Annotated in this window: 17 protein-coding genes, 2 tRNA genes and 1 pseudogene; 6 read left to right on the top strand and 14 right to left on the bottom strand. The window is 36.2% G+C overall.

The window, feature by feature from the left end; all coding sequences use genetic code 11:
* Window positions 1-61: 61 nt before the first annotated feature.
* Window positions 62-970: a hypothetical protein gene (locus ABMA76_RS04405; protein ID WP_392909371.1), complete on the bottom strand. Its 909-nt coding sequence runs from the start codon at window positions 968-970 to the stop codon at window positions 62-64.
* Between the two features lie 673 nt (window positions 971-1,643).
* Between ABMA76_RS04405 and ABMA76_RS04400 the strand changes: the two genes are divergently transcribed.
* The gene (locus tag ABMA76_RS04400; RefSeq protein WP_392909369.1) at window positions 1,644-2,363 is read left to right on the top strand and encodes a YoaK family protein; all 720 of its coding nucleotides are present in this window, start codon (window positions 1,644-1,646) and stop codon (window positions 2,361-2,363) included.
* Window positions 2,364-2,524: 161 nt separating this feature from the next.
* Here ABMA76_RS04400 and ABMA76_RS04395 read toward each other — a convergent pair whose 3' ends face one another.
* Complete coding sequence (locus tag ABMA76_RS04395; RefSeq protein WP_392909367.1) at window positions 2,525-3,040, bottom strand: ORF6N domain-containing protein; 516 nt, start codon at window positions 3,038-3,040, stop codon at window positions 2,525-2,527.
* A gap of 507 nt (window positions 3,041-3,547) precedes the next feature.
* Here ABMA76_RS04395 and ABMA76_RS04390 point away from each other — a divergent pair.
* A complete protein-coding gene (locus tag ABMA76_RS04390; protein ID WP_393061002.1) occupies window positions 3,548-6,136 on the top strand; it encodes a hypothetical protein in 2,589 nt (862 codons plus the stop codon).
* 121 nt (window positions 6,137-6,257) lie between these two features.
* On the opposite strand, the gene ABMA76_RS04385 is transcribed toward ABMA76_RS04390, so the two are convergent.
* The 4 genes from ABMA76_RS04385 to ABMA76_RS04370 all read right to left on the bottom strand — a co-directional run bounded on the left by ABMA76_RS04385 (window position 6,258) and on the right by ABMA76_RS04370 (window position 7,764).
* Window positions 6,258-6,500 (bottom strand): hypothetical protein, encoded by a 243-nt coding sequence (locus ABMA76_RS04385; protein WP_392909363.1) that lies wholly within the window; start codon window positions 6,498-6,500, stop codon window positions 6,258-6,260.
* Window positions 6,497-7,141: a mercuric transporter MerT family protein gene (locus ABMA76_RS04380; RefSeq protein ID WP_392909361.1), complete on the bottom strand. Its 645-nt coding sequence runs from the start codon at window positions 7,139-7,141 to the stop codon at window positions 6,497-6,499. Before ABMA76_RS04380 ends, ABMA76_RS04385 begins: the two co-directional genes overlap by 4 nt.
* A gap of 4 nt (window positions 7,142-7,145) precedes the next feature.
* Entirely contained in the window at window positions 7,146-7,541 is a 396-nt protein-coding gene (locus tag ABMA76_RS04375; RefSeq protein ID WP_392909359.1) for a MerR family transcriptional regulator, read from the bottom strand.
* A gap of 147 nt (window positions 7,542-7,688) precedes the next feature.
* Window positions 7,689-7,764: transfer RNA gene (locus tag ABMA76_RS04370), tRNA-Phe, on the bottom strand.
* A 108-nt stretch (window positions 7,765-7,872) separates the two neighbouring features.
* Here ABMA76_RS04370 and ABMA76_RS04365 point away from each other — a divergent pair.
* Window positions 7,873-8,655, top strand: coding sequence for an alpha/beta hydrolase (locus tag ABMA76_RS04365; protein ID WP_392909357.1), 783 nt, complete (start codon window positions 7,873-7,875; stop codon window positions 8,653-8,655).
* Here ABMA76_RS04365 and queG read toward each other — a convergent pair.
* The 7 genes and pseudogenes from queG to ABMA76_RS04330 all read right to left on the bottom strand — a co-directional run bounded on the left by queG (window position 8,647) and on the right by ABMA76_RS04330 (window position 18,075).
* Window positions 8,647-9,639 (bottom strand): tRNA epoxyqueuosine(34) reductase QueG, encoded by a 993-nt coding sequence (gene queG, locus ABMA76_RS04360; protein WP_392909355.1) that lies wholly within the window; start codon window positions 9,637-9,639, stop codon window positions 8,647-8,649. The genes ABMA76_RS04365 and queG overlap by 9 nt on opposite strands.
* Window positions 9,636-11,330, bottom strand: coding sequence for a pyruvate kinase (gene pyk, locus ABMA76_RS04355; protein WP_392909353.1), 1,695 nt, complete (start codon window positions 11,328-11,330; stop codon window positions 9,636-9,638). The genes queG and pyk overlap by 4 nt, the downstream gene beginning before the upstream one ends.
* A gap of 38 nt (window positions 11,331-11,368) precedes the next feature.
* Complete coding sequence (locus ABMA76_RS04350; protein ID WP_392909351.1) at window positions 11,369-13,339, bottom strand: hypothetical protein; 1,971 nt, start codon at window positions 13,337-13,339, stop codon at window positions 11,369-11,371.
* Between the two features lie 144 nt (window positions 13,340-13,483).
* Window positions 13,484-14,530: a DsbA family protein gene (locus tag ABMA76_RS04345; protein ID WP_392909349.1), complete on the bottom strand. Its 1,047-nt coding sequence runs from the start codon at window positions 14,528-14,530 to the stop codon at window positions 13,484-13,486.
* A gap of 79 nt (window positions 14,531-14,609) precedes the next feature.
* The gene (locus ABMA76_RS04340) at window positions 14,610-15,356 is read right to left on the bottom strand and encodes an ATP-binding cassette domain-containing protein (RefSeq protein ID WP_392909549.1); all 747 of its coding nucleotides are present in this window, start codon (window positions 15,354-15,356) and stop codon (window positions 14,610-14,612) included.
* Window positions 15,357-15,584: 228 nt separating this feature from the next.
* Window positions 15,585-16,301: pseudogene (locus ABMA76_RS04335) on the bottom strand (ABC transporter transmembrane domain-containing protein); the annotation flags it as partial.
* Between the two features lie 40 nt (window positions 16,302-16,341).
* The gene (locus tag ABMA76_RS04330; protein ID WP_392909348.1) at window positions 16,342-18,075 is read right to left on the bottom strand and encodes an ABC transporter transmembrane domain-containing protein; all 1,734 of its coding nucleotides are present in this window, start codon (window positions 18,073-18,075) and stop codon (window positions 16,342-16,344) included.
* A gap of 126 nt (window positions 18,076-18,201) precedes the next feature.
* Here ABMA76_RS04330 and ABMA76_RS04325 point away from each other — a divergent pair, with 126 nt between their 5' ends.
* Window positions 18,202-19,086, top strand: a complete 885-nt coding sequence (locus ABMA76_RS04325; protein ID WP_392909346.1) for a sensor histidine kinase — start codon at window positions 18,202-18,204, stop codon at window positions 19,084-19,086.
* A 27-nt stretch (window positions 19,087-19,113) separates the two neighbouring features.
* Here ABMA76_RS04325 and ABMA76_RS04320 read toward each other — a convergent pair.
* Window positions 19,114-19,190: transfer RNA gene (locus tag ABMA76_RS04320), tRNA-Val, on the bottom strand.
* Between the two features lie 126 nt (window positions 19,191-19,316).
* Here ABMA76_RS04320 and ABMA76_RS04315 point away from each other — a divergent pair.
* Both ABMA76_RS04315 and ABMA76_RS04310 read left to right on the top strand, forming a co-directional pair.
* Window positions 19,317-19,604 (top strand): hypothetical protein, encoded by a 288-nt coding sequence (locus ABMA76_RS04315; protein ID WP_392909344.1) that lies wholly within the window; start codon window positions 19,317-19,319, stop codon window positions 19,602-19,604.
* Window positions 19,605-19,619: 15 nt separating this feature from the next.
* A complete protein-coding gene (locus tag ABMA76_RS04310; RefSeq protein ID WP_392909342.1) occupies window positions 19,620-20,672 on the top strand; it encodes a branched-chain amino acid aminotransferase in 1,053 nt (350 codons plus the stop codon).
* Window positions 20,673-20,697 lie beyond the last annotated feature (25 nt).

Genomic DNA, 20,697 nt, shown 5'->3' with positions numbered 1-20,697 from the left:
AACTACCGATCCGGGTGCTTTTTCGATAACCTTTTATGAAGAAAAGCACCCAGAACGTAAATTATAAAATCTCAACAGTACATGAATTATTTTTACCGAAAAAGTTTTCTCCCTTTTCACAAGAAATTTTTCTAACACCAATTAACTCTGAGAAAACATCTCTCATAGTCATTGAATAAGACTCTTTATAAGATTTAAATATAAGGTTCTTGTCTTGAATACGGCCTGTAAAATCTCCTGAAACATCATGATATGGGCGGCCGTACATTAGCTTTCGATCCCCTTCAATAACATAACGAGACAAAGAGTTCTCTTTGAACTTAGCTAATTCCTCTTGAGTAAGAAGAGGGTGCTTAGCTTTGCCTAAGTTTGGATATGTAATAAAATTTTGCTCTTTAATTTCAGAAATAATATCATTAACAACATTTTCATCAGAACATGTGAATAAGCCTGTCGACTCCTCTTCACCAGAATTGATACATTTATATGCAGTCTTAATAAGCCTTAATTGATTTTGAGTTTTTCTTTTTTCAACTTTATCGATCAAGTTTTGAGCATCGTTAATAACAGTCTTAACTAAATCCTCCGCCGTAACTTCATCTTCTCCTGGTCTTTTTTCGCTATTGAACTTTTCTGCATCCCATTCAGCTTTCGCCCATAAAATATTGCGATCTAAAGTATGAAAGCCAAAAACAGAATAAGGAACCATCCCAAGAGCTTCGTCTTCATCGATTTCCTTTAATAAGAACCTAGTCTGAACTTCACTGTTTAGGTCACGAAAGTTTACACCTTCGACCTCAACTCCGTTATACATTGAAAGGTTAATTGTTGAGTAATTTATATTAAGAGTATTTTTTTTAATCTTTACGTCTACAACTTGATCCTTATCCAAGATAACTCGAATAACATCACTTGCATGAGCTGAATTGAAAGTGCTCGCAATAGTTAAACCTAATAATAGTTTTTTCATTAAATTCTCCTCTCATCTCATCTCATCAATGTAGACAGCTCTAGTAATTGCTATTGTATTTCTTATTAAATATTTAGAATGATGTCGCAAATGAGATGCCAACAAGAATAACTCACACGGTATTGTGAAATCGACAGGTTGGCCAGTTACGATCGATCAATTCGGTTATAAAACCAACAACTGTCTAATTAATGACTAGTTAGATAAGAGAAAGGCCTAGGGCGACTTTTGAGATGCCAATTTAGAACCTCATAGCTTTGAATTCTTCGATAGAGACTTTAAACAGATGATTAGTTCTTTTCTCAATTAAGTCGATCTTTTTACTATTTTCCTGCTCCATAAGTAGAAAGCTTCTTAACTTCGTAAATATCCTCATGATTGCAATATTAAGCTGAACTGCTTACTTACTCTTTAAAACACTTAGAAGCATCGCAAGTAAAAACAAGAGATTACCTCTGTTTTCCTTCTCTAGCGAAACTTAAGAATTTATAAAAGTTGAATGGTAAAAGAAGACGAGGTTTTCTAATTTGAAATTAAGGCAAAAATGCTACTTCAAAGAAGTCGCTTTTTTATGGTGCCTCGAAACTAAGTTATTTTATCCATGATGTACTGGCAGATATCTTAAATCCTTGATAAAATTAAAATAAAAGAAGTTACTAAAGGTAACCCCAATATGTCTGATACCATCCTTCATCGAAAAAACCGTTTTACCTGGAGTCTCCTGGCCTTTCAAGGTGGCTTTGTAAACATGGGAGGCTTACTATCAATACATATCTTCGTTTCTCATGTAACAGGGTTCTCCGCAAGACTCTCTAAAGACCTCGTTGATCAAAACTACTTAAGCTCACTATACTTTCTCTTTGTCCCTATTTTCTTTTTGGCCGGTTCATTCCTAAGCTCCGTGTTAACTCAAGTTAGTAATAATCGCCAGGGACAAGAAACAAAGAAGTCCCCTGTTTATATTCAAGTGCTCGTCTTTCTCTCAATGATATTTCTCTCCATCGCACTCCTTGGAGACAATAATCACTTTGGAGAATTTGGGGCCCCATTTGAAGAAGTCGAAGGCTTTGTACTCCTATGCATTCTCTCTTTTGCTTGTGGTACGCAAAATGCAATTTTCACTCATTATTCGAAGTCAATTATCCGCACGACTCACCTAACAGGTTTAACAACAGACCTTGGTATTGGACTCGCAAAATACTTTATTTCAAAAGATCGCCGTGAAGGAAAAATAAATGCCATTAGAATGAATTTAATATTCTCATTTATAATAGGTAGTATCGTCGGCGCCTATGTTTTTCCCAAACTACATTTCATTGGGTTTATCATTCCCTCAATGATTAGCCTGGCCGTCGGCTTGAGACTCTACAGCACAAGAAAAAATTTAATATAATAATTAGAGACAGTTTTAAGATACTCAATTCATTTAGATAAAAAAAAAGCTACTTCAAAGAAGTAGCTTTTTTATGGTGCCCCGACATATACAAGTATCGAACTGAAATACTTAAAATAATGTATAACAACAAGGAATTTCATCTACTCACACGGGAAGAGTCACTTTTTAGGCTTTAATCCAATCTTCCTTCTATTACTGTCATAAGTGGGTATTTTCTCTTCCAACTTGTCCAATCTTTCAAAGACAACTTTAAATACTTTCGTTACATCCTCTTCTAACCTACCTACTTTCTGATCCAACTTACTCTCAAAAACATAGAAACTTCTAAGCTTAATGAAAACCCTCATTATTGCAATATTAATATCAATTGCAATATCTGACTTGAGTACACTAGATAGCATTGCAATACCACTCTCAGTAAAAACAAGGGGTTGATAGCGTCGTCCACCTTTTCCTTCTTTTGAGGTCACAATTTGTGACCTCAAAGCTTCATGCTCGCCACTTGTTAATTGAAACATAAAATCATCAGGAAACCTTTTAATGTTTCTTTTTACTGATTGATTAAGAACCTTTGTCTCCACTCCATAAAGTTTAGCTAAGTCACTATCCAGCATCACTTTCTGTCCTCTGATCACATAAATCATATTTTGAATTTGATCTAATTTAATATCCATTTTTCCTCCGTTTAACTTAACAGAGTTTGATAAATAAATTTTGATACTTATGAAATATAAAGATAAAAGTAGAGTCGAATTACTTCATTTGTGAAATAAGTTTTGATAAAAAAGCCCAATGAATCAATCTGGGCTTTTTCGAACAATTCTAAATGAGGTGCTCTAATTCTAAATAACGCCTTAAATGTTTATCGAAAGAAGATCTTTGACGACAAGAGGAGTAATTGCTCCATGTGCTTTTTCGTTGACCTTGCGTAAAGGAAAAGCAACTGGAGCGCATATTAAAGAAGTAGCTTTCCTGTGGTGCCCCGACGTCTCTAGCTATCGAACACCATAATAAAATCAAATAATTAGCTATTTTATTTTATCAGATATTCAACATATTCCAGCTCTATTAACTACATAAGATACAGTTTTTGTTAGATTTACACACTGTAAATAAAAACCTCTTAACTCGTAGTAAACAGTGTTAAGTATAGATTATATATACAGATCAAAGGTGCCAAAATGAAATCTAATTTTTTATTTCTTCTTCTATGTCTTCTAACTTTATTAAACTCAGCTCATGCGAATTATAGAGAAAAAATAACCACAGAATCAGAACTTCAAGCGGTAATAGATAAAGTGATCAATACCTTTAGGCCTGAATTAGAAGAAGGTGGAAGACGCTTTACCATTGAAAGAGACCAGTATAATCCAAATATTTCATTTAAGACTTTCCGCAAAAGTTCCAAAGAATCAGGAATATTAATTAGCGGTAAGGCCCAGAGATTTGCCGGTACCACTTCTGACGCTATTGCATTCGCAATATGTACACAACTGGGGAGTCTTATAGGCGGAGCTCCTTACCAAAGAGTAACAGGAGGCCTTGGTGCAGTAAATGGCCAAGCAATCTATTGGGCATCTCTTAAGTGTTTTAGAAAAGTATTTGAAAACGACTTCAATTATATGGGAGATACAACTAACCCTGAAATTCGTAAAAAATGTAGAGCAACTTGGGGATACAAGAATAGAGATAATGAAGCAGTCCAGCTGTGTGAAAGAACTGCACAGGCCGGACTTGATCTTGCAAAGATCAGCGCAGGATATGCTAGTAGTTACGCCAGTGTATCTAAGAAAGACAAAAAAGTTGTATTTTTAACAAATACAGAAAATCTTCTTCCACAATGTAAGCTTGATACAATCATGGCCGGCGCATTATGTAAGGAAGATGTAGACTCACAAGTGAGCTTCTTTAATGAGGGCCAGGGAGTTTGTACAAGAAAGAGTTTACAAAATAAGGAGGGTGTAAGACCACTATGTTGGTATCGCCCTGAGCGACAAGACTTATATCGATACGAGAAACCTCTTGATATCAAACAAAACTTACTCAATTACTTAATAAAGGGAAACTTAGAAGCAGCTAGAGAAGGCCTCGATAATGAGTATATTCGACCAAATAGTCGAGTCGACGAAAGTCCTAACCACGCTCTCCACAACGCTGTCATTCTGCGAGACAAAGCAATGGTAAAGTTACTTCTTCAATACGAAGGAGCGAGCGTTAACTTTAACAATCCAAAAGATATATTTAATGAAGCGTTTTCACCAATCGCCCTAGCGGTAAAAAAGAATTATCCAGAAATTTTAAAAATGCTCTTAGATGTGCAAAATCCTTACTTGTGGACCAAAGATAAAAATGGAAAAAACCTTGTTGATTTAATTAATACTCTCCCTGACAGTGAAAGTGTCTCGCTGTTAAGAAATATTTTCAGCACAGCTAAACTTAGAAAGAATCTGGTTTCATTAGCTAAAGAAAATAGATTAGACGATATAAAAAAGGTCTTTGCAGCTGACAGATATTATTTCAATGATCCACTAGATAAGTGGGAGGCTATCAAAGTCGCAATAAAAGAAAACCATAATGAAGTAGCGAAATTCTTCTTACAAAGAACTTATTTAGATTATAAAGGGAAAGAATTACTTGAAATCGCACTTACGAACAATAATCAGGATGTTGCTGAATTTATAAGAACTGAAATAGATCGAGAAAATGCGCAGAGTTCTTTAAACTACAGCATAAAAAACACACTCTATTTAGACCCAAAGTTTGAAAGCCTTATACAGTCCCCTCTTGTAAGCATGAATGCTAACTTGAGCTTTTGGATTAAACACAATGACTATGATTCCCCTATGACTAGCGGTCACTTATTAACTGTATCACTATTTAAAAATAGTTTTGAAAAATTTAAAAAAGTATTAAAACACAAAGATATTAATGTTGATTCAAATTCTAACCGAGCTCGTTCTTTGTTGAATCAAATTTATAAAATATCAGAAAAACAATTTAGCTATATAGACAAAGAACATAAGAAATTAATTGGAAAAAACTTAAGTGAGTTCTTACACCATAGTAATCAACTCACTACAAGAAAAGGGATCTATCTAAGTATCGTCTATGAAAACATCGAAGATGTAGAATCGATATTAACTTCTGCAAGTAGGAAGATGATTAATCAGGATCGTTTTAAGTACTTTACTAAAACTTCAGATGAAATTAGAAGACTACTCGTACGCTCTGATAAATTTGACATTCACGAGCGCCAAGATGAAATTGATAGTGAATCAATTTTAGGGCTGGCAATAAAAGCTAATGATATTGACCTTGCCTTTGAATTATTGACTATACGAGATGTTGATATTAATGGCACAACCACATGCTATCTCGAAGATTGTAGTTACAGAGGAGTAATTGCAACAAATCCTTTTGGCCATGCCTTAAAGTCAGGAGACCAAGGACTTATTAACTACTTTATGGACCGTGAGGACTTATTATTTAATGGAACATTTAATACACCCCTAGAAGCAGCCGTGGATAGTAAAAATATCGAAATTCTAAAGGTGATTTTAGAAGATAGCCGTCTTAATAGAAATAATGTTCAGATTTTAACATCCATTGTTCTTCAAGAAAATTACAAAATGCTTAAACTAGTTTTAAAGTCTAAATACAAACTGAATTTTTCAAAGTCGAATCTTGAGTATGCCATTGAAGTTGCTCAAAGCGATGGACTAAAGAAGTTTGAGAGGTATTTAAAAAGAGCATTGAGAAAAAGATATTAGATAAAAAAAGCTACTTCAAAGAAGTAGCTTTTTTATGGTGCCCCGACGTCTCCGGTTATCGAACTGCGATACTCGAGTCAGACACGCTAACATATTGAATTAGTAACTTTGGATACTACACTTATTTGTAGTGCTTAATAAAAGCCATATTGTCAGCAAGACAACATTTCCCAGAAGGGTTGGCTGTTTCACAAAAACATCCAGGGTCCTTCATCTTTGCTTTAATATCATCGAGAATTTCTTGCTCTCGACCTTCCTGTATTGCATCATACAACTCTTTCTTTGAGTGCTTAAAGCAATAACATATCAAGCCTTCAAGATTGAACTCCACTTTACTTTCTTCTTTTTTATCACAACAGCTCATTTTTCTTCTCCACAAGGCTTTTTATTTTCAAATGACCAGTAAGCCAGATAACCTGGACTTTCTTTAATTTCTTTAACTACTTTACAAGTAAAATCGTTAGAGATTTTGATTATGGCCTGACCTATACTCTTTTTAGGATTTGGCTTGGAGTGATCTACACTTAGAATGGCTGAATCTTTAAGCCCTGCTCTTTTCAAAGCTTCCCTTACTCCTAGCTCACAACCTCCGCAGGTCATTCCTTCTATATACAGAGTCATGACCTTACCCTCTGCTGTTATCTTCTTATTCTCAGCCTGAGATACAGAAGAAAGGATTATCGGAGATGACATTAATAATATTGTAAACACAGTAGCTATGCTCAAACTTACTCTTCTCACTTTTCTTTGTTTTAGATCAGCACATATACTTCCCTCACTACATTCTTTTTTCTCTAGTCTATAATTCATAATCCACCCCAAGCTTACTAACAGAGTAACAATCACTAATATAATCTCTCTATACTCTTCAAGAAAAAGTAGTGATGAAGCACCACCAAGGCCAATTGCCCCCAAGATAAGAGGACCAATGCAACAAATTGAACTTGCAACAGCACCTATCATTCCTCCGCGAGTTAACCATTTAATGACTTTAGTCTCTTGCATTTCGTTACCTTTTCACATCAAAAGACAAATGGCATTTTCTTTTAAGACCTGTGCCACCACTTGCTTCACATTCATCTACAAATTTACTCAAAACTTTCTTCATTTTTCGAAGTGATTTCATTCTTTCATCTACTTCTTCCATTTTCTCAAGGGCAATATCTCTTCCTGTTTTGCAATTTACTCCACTTTCCTTTAGGTTCAGCAATTTTTTTATCTCACTCAATGTAAACCCTGCTTCCTTGGCCATTTTTGTGAAGTTAATTTGACTGATTGTCTCTTCATTGTATTTTCTATAGCCTGAGTCTGTTCGGGCAGGCTTAGAAATAATTCCTTTTTTTTCATAGAAGCGAATTGTCTCTCTATCCAATCCTGTTAACTCAATGACATCTTTTGTCTGCATAACTATACCTCTACTAGATTATAAACTATGTACCACACTACCAGGTAAAGGATTCTTTTTTAGGAGTATTTTGAATAATTTTAATGATTAGTTCGAGAGTTGAGTTTTGGGTATAAAAAAACCCTTGTAAAAACAAGGGTTTTTAAGTGGTGCCCCGACGCGGATTCGAACCACGGACACAAGGATTTTCAGTCCTTTGCTCTACCAACTGAGCTATCAGGGCATAAATGATTTGGTTCCATTAAATTAATGGTTTATGTTCTCTTCGTCAATAGAAAATTAAAAAGTTTTTTAATTTTAATTTGAGATATCTTTAATTATGATGTCTGCTATGAATGAAAAGTTTTTAAGTATCGATAAAATTATTTTAACTCAAGGGCAAACAACGGTTAATGCTCTTCTTTTTAGACCACCTAGCTCAAAACTAAAAGATACCGGATATGCCATTTTTACTCATGGTTACACATCTCATAAGATCAGTATCTTCTCCTGGGCGCAAAAGCTTTGCGATGATGGAGTGCCTACTCTTTTATTTGACCAACCAGGTCATTTTACGGGCTCGTTTCATGATGTAGCTTCTTTTGAAGACTTTAAAAGTGATGCTCCAATGCTTTTTAGTCATGCCCTAAATAAATTAAGAGAAGCCTACCCTAACCAACAACAAAGAATTTTAGTGGGAGGACACTCTCTAGGTGCCCTTACTTCAATACTAGCAGTTCAAAATAACTATTTTGAAGGCTTAGATGTATATCACTGCGGTGTTGGCTTCGGTGTTCCACCAGAGGGCGTGACACACGTATTTGATACGCCATTTTACCAGGCTACAGTTAAGGCCCGCGCAGAACTTGTCTCCAAACATCTGGCACCAGAAATAATGTTTCCCTGGATCAAGGATCAGAAATATCACCTAACTCTATCAAACCATAAGATTCATCTCATCTCTGGTGAAGATGACGTGGTTGTCGGAAAAGAAGGAATGGAAAACTTTGCTAAGATCTTAGAAGACCTTGGCAATACCGTAACGATGGATAAGCCAAAGAAACTTGGCCACCACCTTCCTGATATGGCAGGAAGTTTTATTAAAAAGTATGCGAAAAAAATTGGATTACTTTAAATAAAGCCTAAGATTTTTAAGCATCCCCACGCGCCCCGTGCGCTCAAGTGGGGTGCCTTTGAAAACTCTTCGATACTCACGATTACTCATTTCTTCAAGATCACAAAAAATATCTTCAAGTGGCCTCATTAAAAAGAAGTCGATGAATTGCTTTCCACTTTCTTTGAAGGCACTTGAGTCGGCCTCAAGTTTTCGCTCAAGTCTCTTATTCCAAGGACAAACATCTTGGCAGATATCGCAGCCAAAGATTTCACCGTTTGCATTTTCAATCCCACTTGGAGGAAAGACTTCCTTAAAGTGTTCGATGGTAAAAGTTGAAATACACTTATCTGCAATAATCGTTCTCTTTTCAATATCAATAGCACCAGTTGGGCAAGCGTCACCACAACGAGTACACTGGCCACAGTGATCTGTTTCAAGCTTCTCACTGGGCGCTTCGACTTCCTTATTTAAAAGGAGTGAGCCAATGATGAAGTAACTCCCAATATGGCGATTAATCAGCATAGAGTTTTTTCCATACCAACCAAGTCCTGACTGGTAAGCAAAATCACGCTCAAGAATTGGTTGAGTATCAAGAGAGAACTTAAAGTCCAACTCAGGGTCAAGCTTTTGTATCTCTTCTCCAATTGCTTGAAGCTTATCTCTCACTTCATAGTGATAGTCGCGTCCTTTAAAGCCCACAACATAGTTAGCTATTTTCAGGCCATTGCTTTCTCCGCTTTCATAGAACTTCTTTGCACTTCGAGCAATATGAGAGTAATCGAATGCGATAACGAGTGTGGATTTAATATCGGGGTAGTAATTTTTTAGATCTTCTCTTTTAATAGCACGATCATCGGCAAGGTAGCCTAAGGCACCATGAAGGCCATCTTTAATCCAAGTCTTAAAACGCTCTAGTGACTTTGGTTTTGATTCAGCGACGACACCCCATACTTCAAGCCCTTGGGTACTTAAAATATTTTGAATGTCGTCTTTTTTGATCATGACTTATCGATAATCTCAATCGCACCTGTTGGACAAACTCGAATACATTCATAGTCTAGCGTACAGTGCTTAATTTGATCTTTATTAAGTTTAGTAAGTTTTGTCTTCTTATCTGCAACCCAAATTTCATGAGGGCAAATAGAAACACAATTCTGACAAGTCGAACAAATATTATGGTCTAGTAGGATTCTTTTTTTTTTATCTTCCCCTACTTCAAAAGTCTCTTCACCAGCTTCTTCGTGGTGACGAGCTTCTTTAATTATCTCAACCTTAACAGAGTTAGAGTAACCTTTAGAGAAGATCTTCCCATCCCCTAAAGTAACAACAACTTTATCTCCATTATATAGGCCCATCTTCTCTTTAGCATGAGAAACAATATACTTAACGTAAGAGCCAGTATCCTGCACTTCCTCGTCAACAAGATAAGGGTATACTCCCCAGTAAAGACAAATACGTCTCGCTGTTCGAAGATTATGAGTTACTCCAGCAACTGGAGTTTGAGGTCTAAACATTGAAACCTTACGACAAGAGTTTCCACCCTCTGTTACCGCAAGAATTCTTTTTGCCTCGACTTTTTCAGCAATCATTGATGCCGCAACCATGACAGATGAGTTTACAGAAGAGAGGTCAATATTTCTTAGAAGTGGACGCTCTTTTGGAGTCTTCTCAGCTTCATAAATAATATCACTCATCATTTGAACAGCCTCAACAGGATACATCCCAGAAGCGGACTCTCCTGAAAGCATTACTGCATCAGTTCCGTCCCAAATAGCATTGGCAACATCACTTGCCTCTGCTCTCGTTGGTGTTGGAGCATCTGTCATGCTCTCTAGCATCTGAGTGGCCGTAATAACCGGAATCATACGATCGTTACACTTTTGAATGAGATCTTTTTGAATTGAAGGAACAAGGTGGTTACCTACCTCCACTCCCATATCTCCACGTGCAACCATAATAACGTCTGTAACATCTAAAATTTCTTCGATATTATCAAGGGCCTGTGGCTTTTCTATTTTAGAAATAATTGGAACCCTAACTTTCAATTTATGAAGAAGGGCCTTTACCGACATAATGTCTTCTTTCTTACGAACAAAAGATAGAGCGATATAATCAATATTATGCTTAAGCGCAAACATTAAGTCTGCTTCATCTTTATCAGTAAATGCTGGTGCAGAAACTTCACAGTCAGGAAGGTTAATTCCCTTATTAGACTTAAGCTCTCCCCCAACTAAAACTTCAATTTTATAGACATCACGATCTCTTGTTATTGCCTTTGCAATTAACTTTCCATCGTCAAATAGGATTCTTGCACCATCATGACAGTCATCAACTAATTTTTCATAAATAGTCGGAATATAACAATCTTTATATTCTGGATAATCTGCTTGCTTTGAAGATGGCCCAATTACCCAAGTATCTCCATTCTTAAGCTGTAGTCCATTTGGTAATTTATCTGTACGAATCTTTGGACCTTGAAGGTCAATAAGAATGGCAACTTCTCTACCGATATTTTTTGAAGCTTGGCGAATATTAGAGATGAGTTGGGCGTGTGACTCATGAGTTCCGTGACTCATATTAACACGTGTTACATTAACACCGGCCATGATGAGTTTCTCAATCATTTCAACTGTATTAGAAGATGGCCCTAAAGTCGCAACAATTTTAGCGCGACGGACTTTGCCCATTCCCATTATCTCTCCCTGAATTCTTATATGCTATGTCTTTATACTTATGCTTTTCGAGATTCTTGTTGATCAGAGAACATACCACTTCTGATCTCACTTGATCTCTCCTCTAAAGCCTCAGCATTTGCAGCACGGATTTCTTCCATGCGATTTTCATACTGATTAATTAGATTTGATCTTTCAAGTTTTGAGTTCTCATAAAGAGTATTGTATTGATTCTCAAGTTCAGTAACTTTTGAAACATACTTTCTTTGAGACTCATCTCTTTCTCGCGCAAGCATATCTTCATAATACTCTACCATTCTTTTAACTTGAATGTCTGCTCTTTGTTTAACTTGAGAAAGTCTCTTATCAAACTCGCCTCGTAAGTTAGATAGGTTACTGTGATTTTCACGATCTTTCAATGCAATTGCATTTCTCGTGACTTCTTTAAGTTGATTAGACTCTAGACCGTGAGTCATGCGTATTCTTTCAATCTCTTTAGCATTTGCTTTTTTTAACCTATTTAACTTTGATTCATAAGAAGAAATTAACTTTTCGTTTGTCTCTTCTAATTGTTCAATTTTTTGCGTAAGTGACTTAGCAAGCTTATCTTTGCTCTCAATAAAATGCTCTTTGGCTTCTTGCATTTCTTGAGAATGCTTCATATGTGTATCTTGAATAAATTTCTTTGACTCATCTGCAAAATCTGCCTGCATTTGAGAGACAGCTTCCGTGTTACGATCGCTCATTTTCTGAACAGTTTCCCCAAATTGAGCTCTTTGTCTTTCTAAAATTTTTTTAGACTGTTCTTTATCATTATACGCCTCAAGCTCTTTGTCTCTTATCTGGCGTTTAAAGCTTCCTTGTAGCTCTTCAACGTCTCTATTAAGCTCAACATTGATATCACTTAGTGTATCACTCTTAAACTTGGCCATATCTTTTTCAAGACCTGCAATATACTCAGATGATTTTTGTTTTTGCGAGCGAAGTGCTTCTTTTGTTGACTGCGATCGACGTCTTTCTTGAATATCTGCATTAAAACGATCAGTATCAATTTGATCACGAATATTTTTAATTCGTGTCTCATATCCTCTTTCCGTCTGCTCTAATTTATCATTAAAGACATCTTCACGACTTCCACCAGATAACTTCTGATTCATCTCACGTCTTGCACGATAAAGCTCTTTCGCATGACGATTCTCAAGATCCTTAGCATTTTGAGAGAAGTCTCTTTGTTCAACTTGTCTCTTTCTTGAATTTCTATCATTGATTTCTTCAATTGAATTCTTAAAGCTCTTTTGGTTTTCAGAAAGTTGCTTATCTTTTTGAGCAGTCATATCTGAAATGCGTTGCTCTTGATAATCCTTAAGAGATTCCTCTCTACCCTTATGATTCTTTCTTAGGCCATCAACATCATCAGTAAATTTCTCATATAAGCGAGCACGTTTTTCACCGCTTTCTTTTAACTGATCCCTCATTTCATTTTCATAACTTGAGATAAGCTCACGGCGATCTTGCTTTGTTTCTAATTCATGCGAATGGGCCTTATCACGTGAATCACGATAGACCTTATCAATTGTTTCATTGAAGTGATCGTTCATCTTGCCCATTGTCGAGTCAAATCTTCTTTGTTGTGAAGAAAGGCGGTGATCCATATTAGAGCGATCGGCCATCCCTTTTGTCTCATAAGCTTCACGTATATTCTTAAAACGTGTATCAAACTGATCCTTGATATCTTTACGATCACGTTCAAACTCACGCTTATTTCCATCTAACTTACTTAGATAATTTTTTTGTTGTTCTTCAATTCTTCTCTTAGTATCTGCACTAGCTGTTTCTCTAAATTGGTCTTGCCTATCTTCAATCTTGTTAAGAGAGTTATCATAGGCTTGGCGCTGTTTATTTAAACGATATTCTTGAGTATCTTTTAATTCACCTACCTCACGATTATGATTCTTTCGTTGCTCATCAATAGTGTGCTGAAAGTTTTCGCGGTGTTGTGAAAGTCTCTTTGAATAATCTCTAACGTCCATAATTTTCTTCCGATTTAGATGCAATAAGATATATATACCCCTTCTATTCTATCAATTATGCCCAATATAAAAAGGCCGGGAATAAATGCCCCGGCCTTAGTATTTTCAGTCTTTCAGACTAATTTAGTAATGTATTTTTTTGAATTATTTTCCTAATTCAGAATCGATAAGCTCTTTGAATACTTCAAATGGTTGTGCACCATTAATTAGCATACCGTTCACATAGAATGTTGGAGTTGATTTAACACCTACATCAACACCTTCTTTAACAGTAGCATCAACTTCTGCTTTCATACGTCCAGAATCAAGACATTCATCAAATTTCTTCTGATCTAGGCCAACAGCTTTCGCTTTTGCCTTAAGTCCATCAACAGAAAGTCCAGATTGGTCAGCAAACATTGAATCGTGAAGCTTCCAGAATTTCTCACTCGCCTGCTCATTTGCACAAAGTGCAGCTTCTGCAGCTTTTGCAGCATCCTTGTGAAAGTTTAATGGGAAGTTCTTGAAAACGATTTTAACTTTATTTCCATAAGTTTTCTTGATTTCATTCATGATTTCAACACCCTTCGCACAGTAAGGACACTGAAAGTCAGAGTATTCAGTAATAACAACGGCCGCGTCTTTTCCACCAAACATTGGCTCTTTACCTGTCACAGGAATTTCAAAACGAGGTCTTTTTGGTCTTTCTAAGTAAATTTCAACTGGGCTATTCTTAGTTTTCTTAGATAGGTATGCTTCAATCGCATCACGCTTTTTTGTATTTTTTAAGAAATCAACAATTCTAGCTTTTAGCTGAGGGTTTACATCAGGAATATTTCTTTCCTTCGCAAATTCATTAATTTCTTTGTCAGAAACTTTTACGTCTTTTGCAACAACAACATCAATGAATTGCTCCATCGACATTGAACTTCTTGCTGGATCTTCATTTTTAAAATTTTCTAGAAGATAGGCCTTAACCTTTCCAAGTTTCATTTCATAAACTTTAAGCTGAGCTTCATACAATTCTGCTTCAGAACCTTTAAAAAGTTCATCATGACTAACTTCTTTTCCATTGAATTTAATCACTGCAGTGGCATTTGGTGCCTTTTTAAATAAGAAATTTGGTTTTGAATTTACTTCGCTCGTACACGCAATCATTCCAATTGCAGAAATAGCAACTAGGCCAAGAGCTAGCTTGGATTTTTTAAACATAATGATCTCCTTACATCAATTTAAATTAATTATATGTAAAAAAGAGAAATAATGCATTAGTGTTCACGTCATTTTTTTGTCAATTCGATAATTGCTTAACAAATAGATCATATTGCGGCGAAGTATTTTTAAGTTCTTCATGAATCCCTTTAGCAATAATTTTTCCACCTTCCATAACAAGAATCTGCTGAGCATCGAGTATCGTTTCAACTCGATGGGCAACGATAATTGTAACGGCCTGCTTTTGAACAAAGAGAATCATTTTACGAAGAGCTTCTTCAAGATCGCTATCTAATGAAGAAGAAATTTCATCAAAAAGAACAATTGGCTTCTTTAGGTAACACGATCGAATCGCCGATATAAGCTGCTTTTGGCCAAGTGAGATCTCATTTTGATCAAGCACTGTATCTGGTTTAATCCCCCATCTAGAAAGATAAGAGATCTGCTCACAAACTTCATTCCAGAAAGCATCAAAATTTCCAAAACCTGCTTGTCCCATTGTGATATTAAACTCAACAGTCTCAGAGAAGATATGCGAGTCTTGCGATACAATTCCAATTAATTCACGGTACTCATTAAAGTCATCAATATAATCAAAATTATATTCTTTCTTAACTCCGCTGTGATTTTCAACAAATACCTTACCTTCATCAGGAATAATATTTGCTGCCATAATATTTAAAAGAGTCGACTTACCACTTCCAGAAAGTCCAACGATGCCGATAAGATCACCTTGGCGACAATCAAAAGAAATATCTTCTAATGTAAATGGTGTCGAGTTCTCCCCTTTTGCAGGGTAAGTAAACTTTTGAATTTCGATATGCATTTTTTCGACATCATACTGACGTCTCTTTGCATTAACATCAGAAGACTTCTCTTTACCTAAATCAACAAGAAATTCATTAATACGTCCAACACCTGTTGCGGCCCTTTGGATATTGGCAACTTTTGATGAAACATCCTTAATAGGATTAATTGAACGCTGAATTAAATCAATTAGGGCAAAGATTAAAGCAACTTGAGTAATTCCACTATTAGGTATGATAAAGATGGCACAGGCCAAGAATACTGGAAAGAGGGACTCAGCAAATGAATAGTAAGAAGCATCCCAAACATTTGAAGAAAGGATCTTCTTAAGAAATTCATCAAAAACAAATAAAGACTTCTTCGATGTATATTGATCTGCCGGATTATAGTAATTCTCTCTCACACCACCAATCAAATCTGCAACAACGCGGTAGAGTTTTGCACGAGAATTTCTCACACTTAAGAAAACAGCACGCATATACTTAGAGCACCAAATTAAAACAAAGCAGGCCCCAAATTGAATTGCTGCAAGATAAACTCCCGCAACGGCATTAAGGCTCACAAAACTAATAAGTGAAGCAACAACAAAGAAGATATCAATAATGATTCCAAAAGTTCCTGAAGTCACAAGCTCTCTTAAACTTTCTGTGTCACTCATAATACGAGCTAAAACCTCTCCTTGAGGATAGCGATCATTACGATTCTCTTTTGAAGTTTGAAGCTCAACACTTGAAAGCCACTTTCCATAACAATGGGTTCTAACAAATTGGACTAGGCCCACAACATAGCGGTTGATAATTAAGTTATAAACAGCACGATTTAAAGCTGTCGCCAAAAAGATAAATGTCATGATCCCAAGAGTCTGACGATAAACTTCTTCAACTTCATAATTTGCAGTAAGTTTTGTAATTAACTGTGGAAGCGCAGCACCGAGTGCACTTGAAATAATAAGACATACCACCATGCTTATTAAATACTTCCCACTACCTTTATATAATAGGAATTTAGATGAGTTGTTTTCTAAAGTGCTCATAAATTCCTCCTTCTTGTTTTTGTGTAAAGTCGACAACTTTTGACTCTTCTCTTAGTCCTTCACTTTCACAGATCAAACTTAAATGATCACATTGTACTGCTGTTGTGTATCGGTGAGTGGACATAATAAGAGTTCGGCCTTCAAAAATCTTCATTGCGTTTAACTGACTTAAGATCTCTCTTTCTAAAACAACATCAACCGAAGAAAAAGGATCATCCCATATAATAAACTCACTCTCGAAAAGCAGTGACTTTATTAAAGAGACACGTTTAATCTGACCACCTGATAGTCTCTTCCCATTTTCTCCAACAACAAGGTTAAACAAGCTCTTGCGATCGGATGCTAAGTAATCAAGGCCAAATATTTTTAATAGCTCATAAGCCCTAGAAAGTTGCTCTTCAGTAAAGTCTCTTCCTAGCGCTAAGTTTTCTAAAATCGTTCCATTATAAAGATATGGGTCTTGAGCAACGTAGCTCGTACTGCGACCTTGCATCTTTAAAACTTCTGAAATCTTAACGAGTAACTCAGACTTTCCACAACCAGTTTTTCCAACGATTGCATTCTTTTCATCTTTCCAAATCTTTAGATTTATATCGTTATCCCAAAATGGAAGTTGTAGTTCAAATGATTCACTCTTCTCTTTAAAAGAGAATTCTCTTTTAAGCATTGTCTCAAGTTCACTTTCTTTGTCTAAGACAGCAACTAACTCCCTTACCCGTGCCCATGCTCCTGCCGAACGAGTAAAGACAACTCCAATCCAAGCAAGAAACATAATAGGCTCTAAAAATAAGTAAACAAAACCCGAGAATAAAATGAGAGAAGATGCTCCTAATTGCTCAGTAAAGATAATATAGGCACCCCAGATTAAAGACAGACCAACACCTGTAGGCATAAGGGGTATTGAAATTCCAACACGCTTACCTGCTTCATAAAAGTTATCAAGTTCTTCCAACGACTTCTTTGCAAAGAGATCAATAAAAGCCTTCTCTGCATGAAAGTTTTTAATAGTCTTCTTTCCGGCATAAGTTTCAATAATGATATTTTGAACCTCACCTTGAAGATCTTGAGTTTTGCGGTAAAACTTTCGATTTGTTGAAACGATGGCACTAAAAATAATAAATGCTACAAACATTGGAAGAAGTGCAATAAAAAGCTCTTTATTAAAACTTAGGAGTTTTGGAACTAGAATTGAAAGAGCGATGATAATATTTGCAATCTGTAAAAGAGCAAAACCAATAAGTGCTCTTACATGCTCAAGGTCACCACCAATAATCTGAAATATTTGTCCCTTTGGATAGTCTTTATAACGAGAAGGACTTACCTTCTCTAATTTCTTCATTAAATCAAAACGTAGAATCTTTTGTAGAACCCTAGCAGGATAAAAGAATAATAGCCTTGATGAAGTTCTAAATACAATAATCCCCAAGGCCAATAAGAACAAATGCCCAACAGGAATAGAGATCCCTTTGGAAATTTTTTCGGCCAAATCCTTTGCTATAAAAGGTAGTTCACTTTGGATATTGTGAGTTAGATAGAGGCAAATAAAGGCCCCAATATAGAAATACCAGTAATGGACAAACTGCGTCACCACTAGTGATGTTAACTTTTTATTAAGATAGTCTTTCATTCCAGCAAGTCTACTTGAATTACACCCATCAGTCACCTTTCTGTTTCTTGCTGGGATAGTTGAAATGTGAAAATACATTCTTAATTTAAGTTAAATTTACCTTCTCGAACTTGGTTATAAGAATAAAGCTGGCTAAAATCCTACAAAATTAATTGGTTTCATATAATACTAGGTTTCAAGAAGAACTATATTTAAGGAAAGAAAGTGATCTATCTCGTAAGTTTACTAACGATTATAATTCTCTGTTCAATTATGGTCATCACTCATCAGGCCATCAAGATTAAACAGCTCGAAGTTGAAGGCCGCGACCTCTCGCGCAGGCTCGAAGAAAAACAACATTTACTCTCTGTTTTATTTCACGACTTATCCAATTCCACGACCCTTCTTTCATTGCTCAGCGACTCGTCCTTATTGGCCATGAAAGACAAGGATGGAATTTTACAAAATCTAGGTCGCGTAAGTGGAGTCATTGAAAATATGGCCGAGCTTATTCAACATATTCGAAAAATCCAATCAATTGAATCCGGTAAATCAAATATCAAATTAGAACCAGTCCCATTAAAAGAATCCATTGAAAATTCAATACAGCTTATTAGAAAAAGGCTTGAAAAAAAGAGTCAACATATCCGTGTTGAATTTGAAGAACAAGATATCCAGGCCATGGCAGAACCATCATCGCTCTGTCACAGCGTCTTTAGCAACCTTCTAACCAATGCCTCTAAATTCTCACCAGAGGGCTCAGAAGTCCTAGTAAGGGTTACTCAACGAAACTCTGTTATTCGTGTTGATATTACAGACCAGGGAATCGGTATCCCTGAAACAATGATAAATAGTCTCTTCTCTTTTACTAATGAGACCCACCGTGAAGGAACTCACGGAGAAGAAGGCTCAGGCTTTGGTCTACCTGTCGTTAAAAAATATATGAAATTCTATGGGGGAAATATCAAGGCATTTAATAATATTGATGGCATCGGCTCAACTTTCACCATGACATTCGTTAACGCTGCAACAAATAATCAAGATACTGTTGAGAAATCGAAAGCGGAGCCTAAACAAAAGAGAAAGCCTTTGCGCGAGGTAAATCAGTAAATGTCCTGGAGATAAAAGACGAAAAGATGGTAGGACTATGCAGATTCGAACTGCAGACCTCTACCATGTCAAGGTAGCGCTCTAACCAACTGAGCTATAGTCCTACAAGTGTCTTAAAGTAGAAGAATAATATTCTAATTCACCAAACTCGTCAAAAGATAAAATTGACGCACAAACCTAAGCAACATCGTTGCAATTTTGCTAGTATAACTAAAAATCATGGAGGAATAATGAAAAATATTATTATGATATTAATTCTATCTAGTTGTGCTGTTTCTAAAACAAAACTGACTCCTGCTGGAGAAAAAGTAAAAGTAACATATCAGAAGCCACGTCATAAGAACTGTAAGCCTTTTACAAATGTTGTTGGTGAGAATGAAAACGGAATTAAAGACCTGGCCGTTAACCATGCCATCAACCTAGTTGCAGATGAAGGTGGAGACACAATCTGGATTAAAGAATCTGTAAACGAAGGAAACGTTTGGAAGGTTTTTGGACTTGGTTACCACTGTAAATAAGAATAAGGATTTTTAATGATAATTTTAGATAGTGCAAAAAAAGCAATCAAAAACTTCTCAATGCCTGACCATGTTGGATTTGGAAAAGTACTACTTCCTATCATGGCAACATGTGAATACAAACGAGGAGAATGGGGCGAGCTTGAAGTTAAGCCTTATGGCAAACTGGAGTTAGACCCAACATGTAAAGTTCTTCACTACGGACAAGAGATCTTTGAAGGAATGAAGGCTTATAATTTTAAAGGAAATGGACCGAATCTTTTTAGGCCCCTTGAAAATTTTAAACGCTTTAATCATTCAGCGAGACGTATGGCGATGCCAGAAGTTCCAAAGGAAATCTTCACTACTGCTGTTAATACAATCACTAAAATGGGTGAAAACTATATTCCTAAGCGCGGTGGTGAGTCTCTTTATATTAGGCCATTTATGATTGCCACTGAAAATAATCTTGGAATTAAGCCAAGCGAAGAATTTCTTTTCATGGTTATTGCCTCACCTGTCGAATCATACTTTTCAGGTGGAAGCTACAAGCTTCTTATTGAAAGAAATATGATCCGTGCTTGTGCAGGCGGTATGGGGACTGCAAAGACTGGTGGTAATTATGCTGGTGCCCTAAACGCTGGCGTAAGAACTCTTAAACTTGGTCTGCACCAAACTCTTTGGCTATCAGCAAGTGATCGCAAGTCGATTGAGGAATTAAGTGGAATGAACTTCTTTGCAGTTATTGATGGAGAAATTCATACTCCAGAATTGACAGAGACAATCCTCGATGGAATTACTCGACGCTCACTTATCGATATTGCTCGTCACAAAGGATACAAGGTTGTTGAGCGAAAGATTAGCATTGATGAATTAATTGAAGATATTAAGTCGAAGAAATGTACTGAGTGCTTCTCTTGTGGAACTGCCGCTATCATCACGCCGATCTGCTCTTTACACGAAGAATCTGGTGAGTTCTATAATATTCAAGAAGAGTTTGGACCGGTTTCAAAAGAGCTTCGTGAAACTCTACTGGGTATTCAAGAAAAAACTATTGAAGACCCGTTTAACTGGGTTGTTGATCTATAAAAAAGGCCCTCATCTGAGGGCCTTT

It is taken from the genome of Halobacteriovorax sp. ZH5_bin.2 (assembly GCF_043196375.1).
In the GTDB taxonomy this organism is placed as follows: domain Bacteria; phylum Bdellovibrionota; class Bacteriovoracia; order Bacteriovoracales; family Bacteriovoracaceae; genus Halobacteriovorax_A.
Note: the sequence above shows the minus strand (reverse complement) of the source record. Positions and strands in the feature narration are given on the sequence as shown.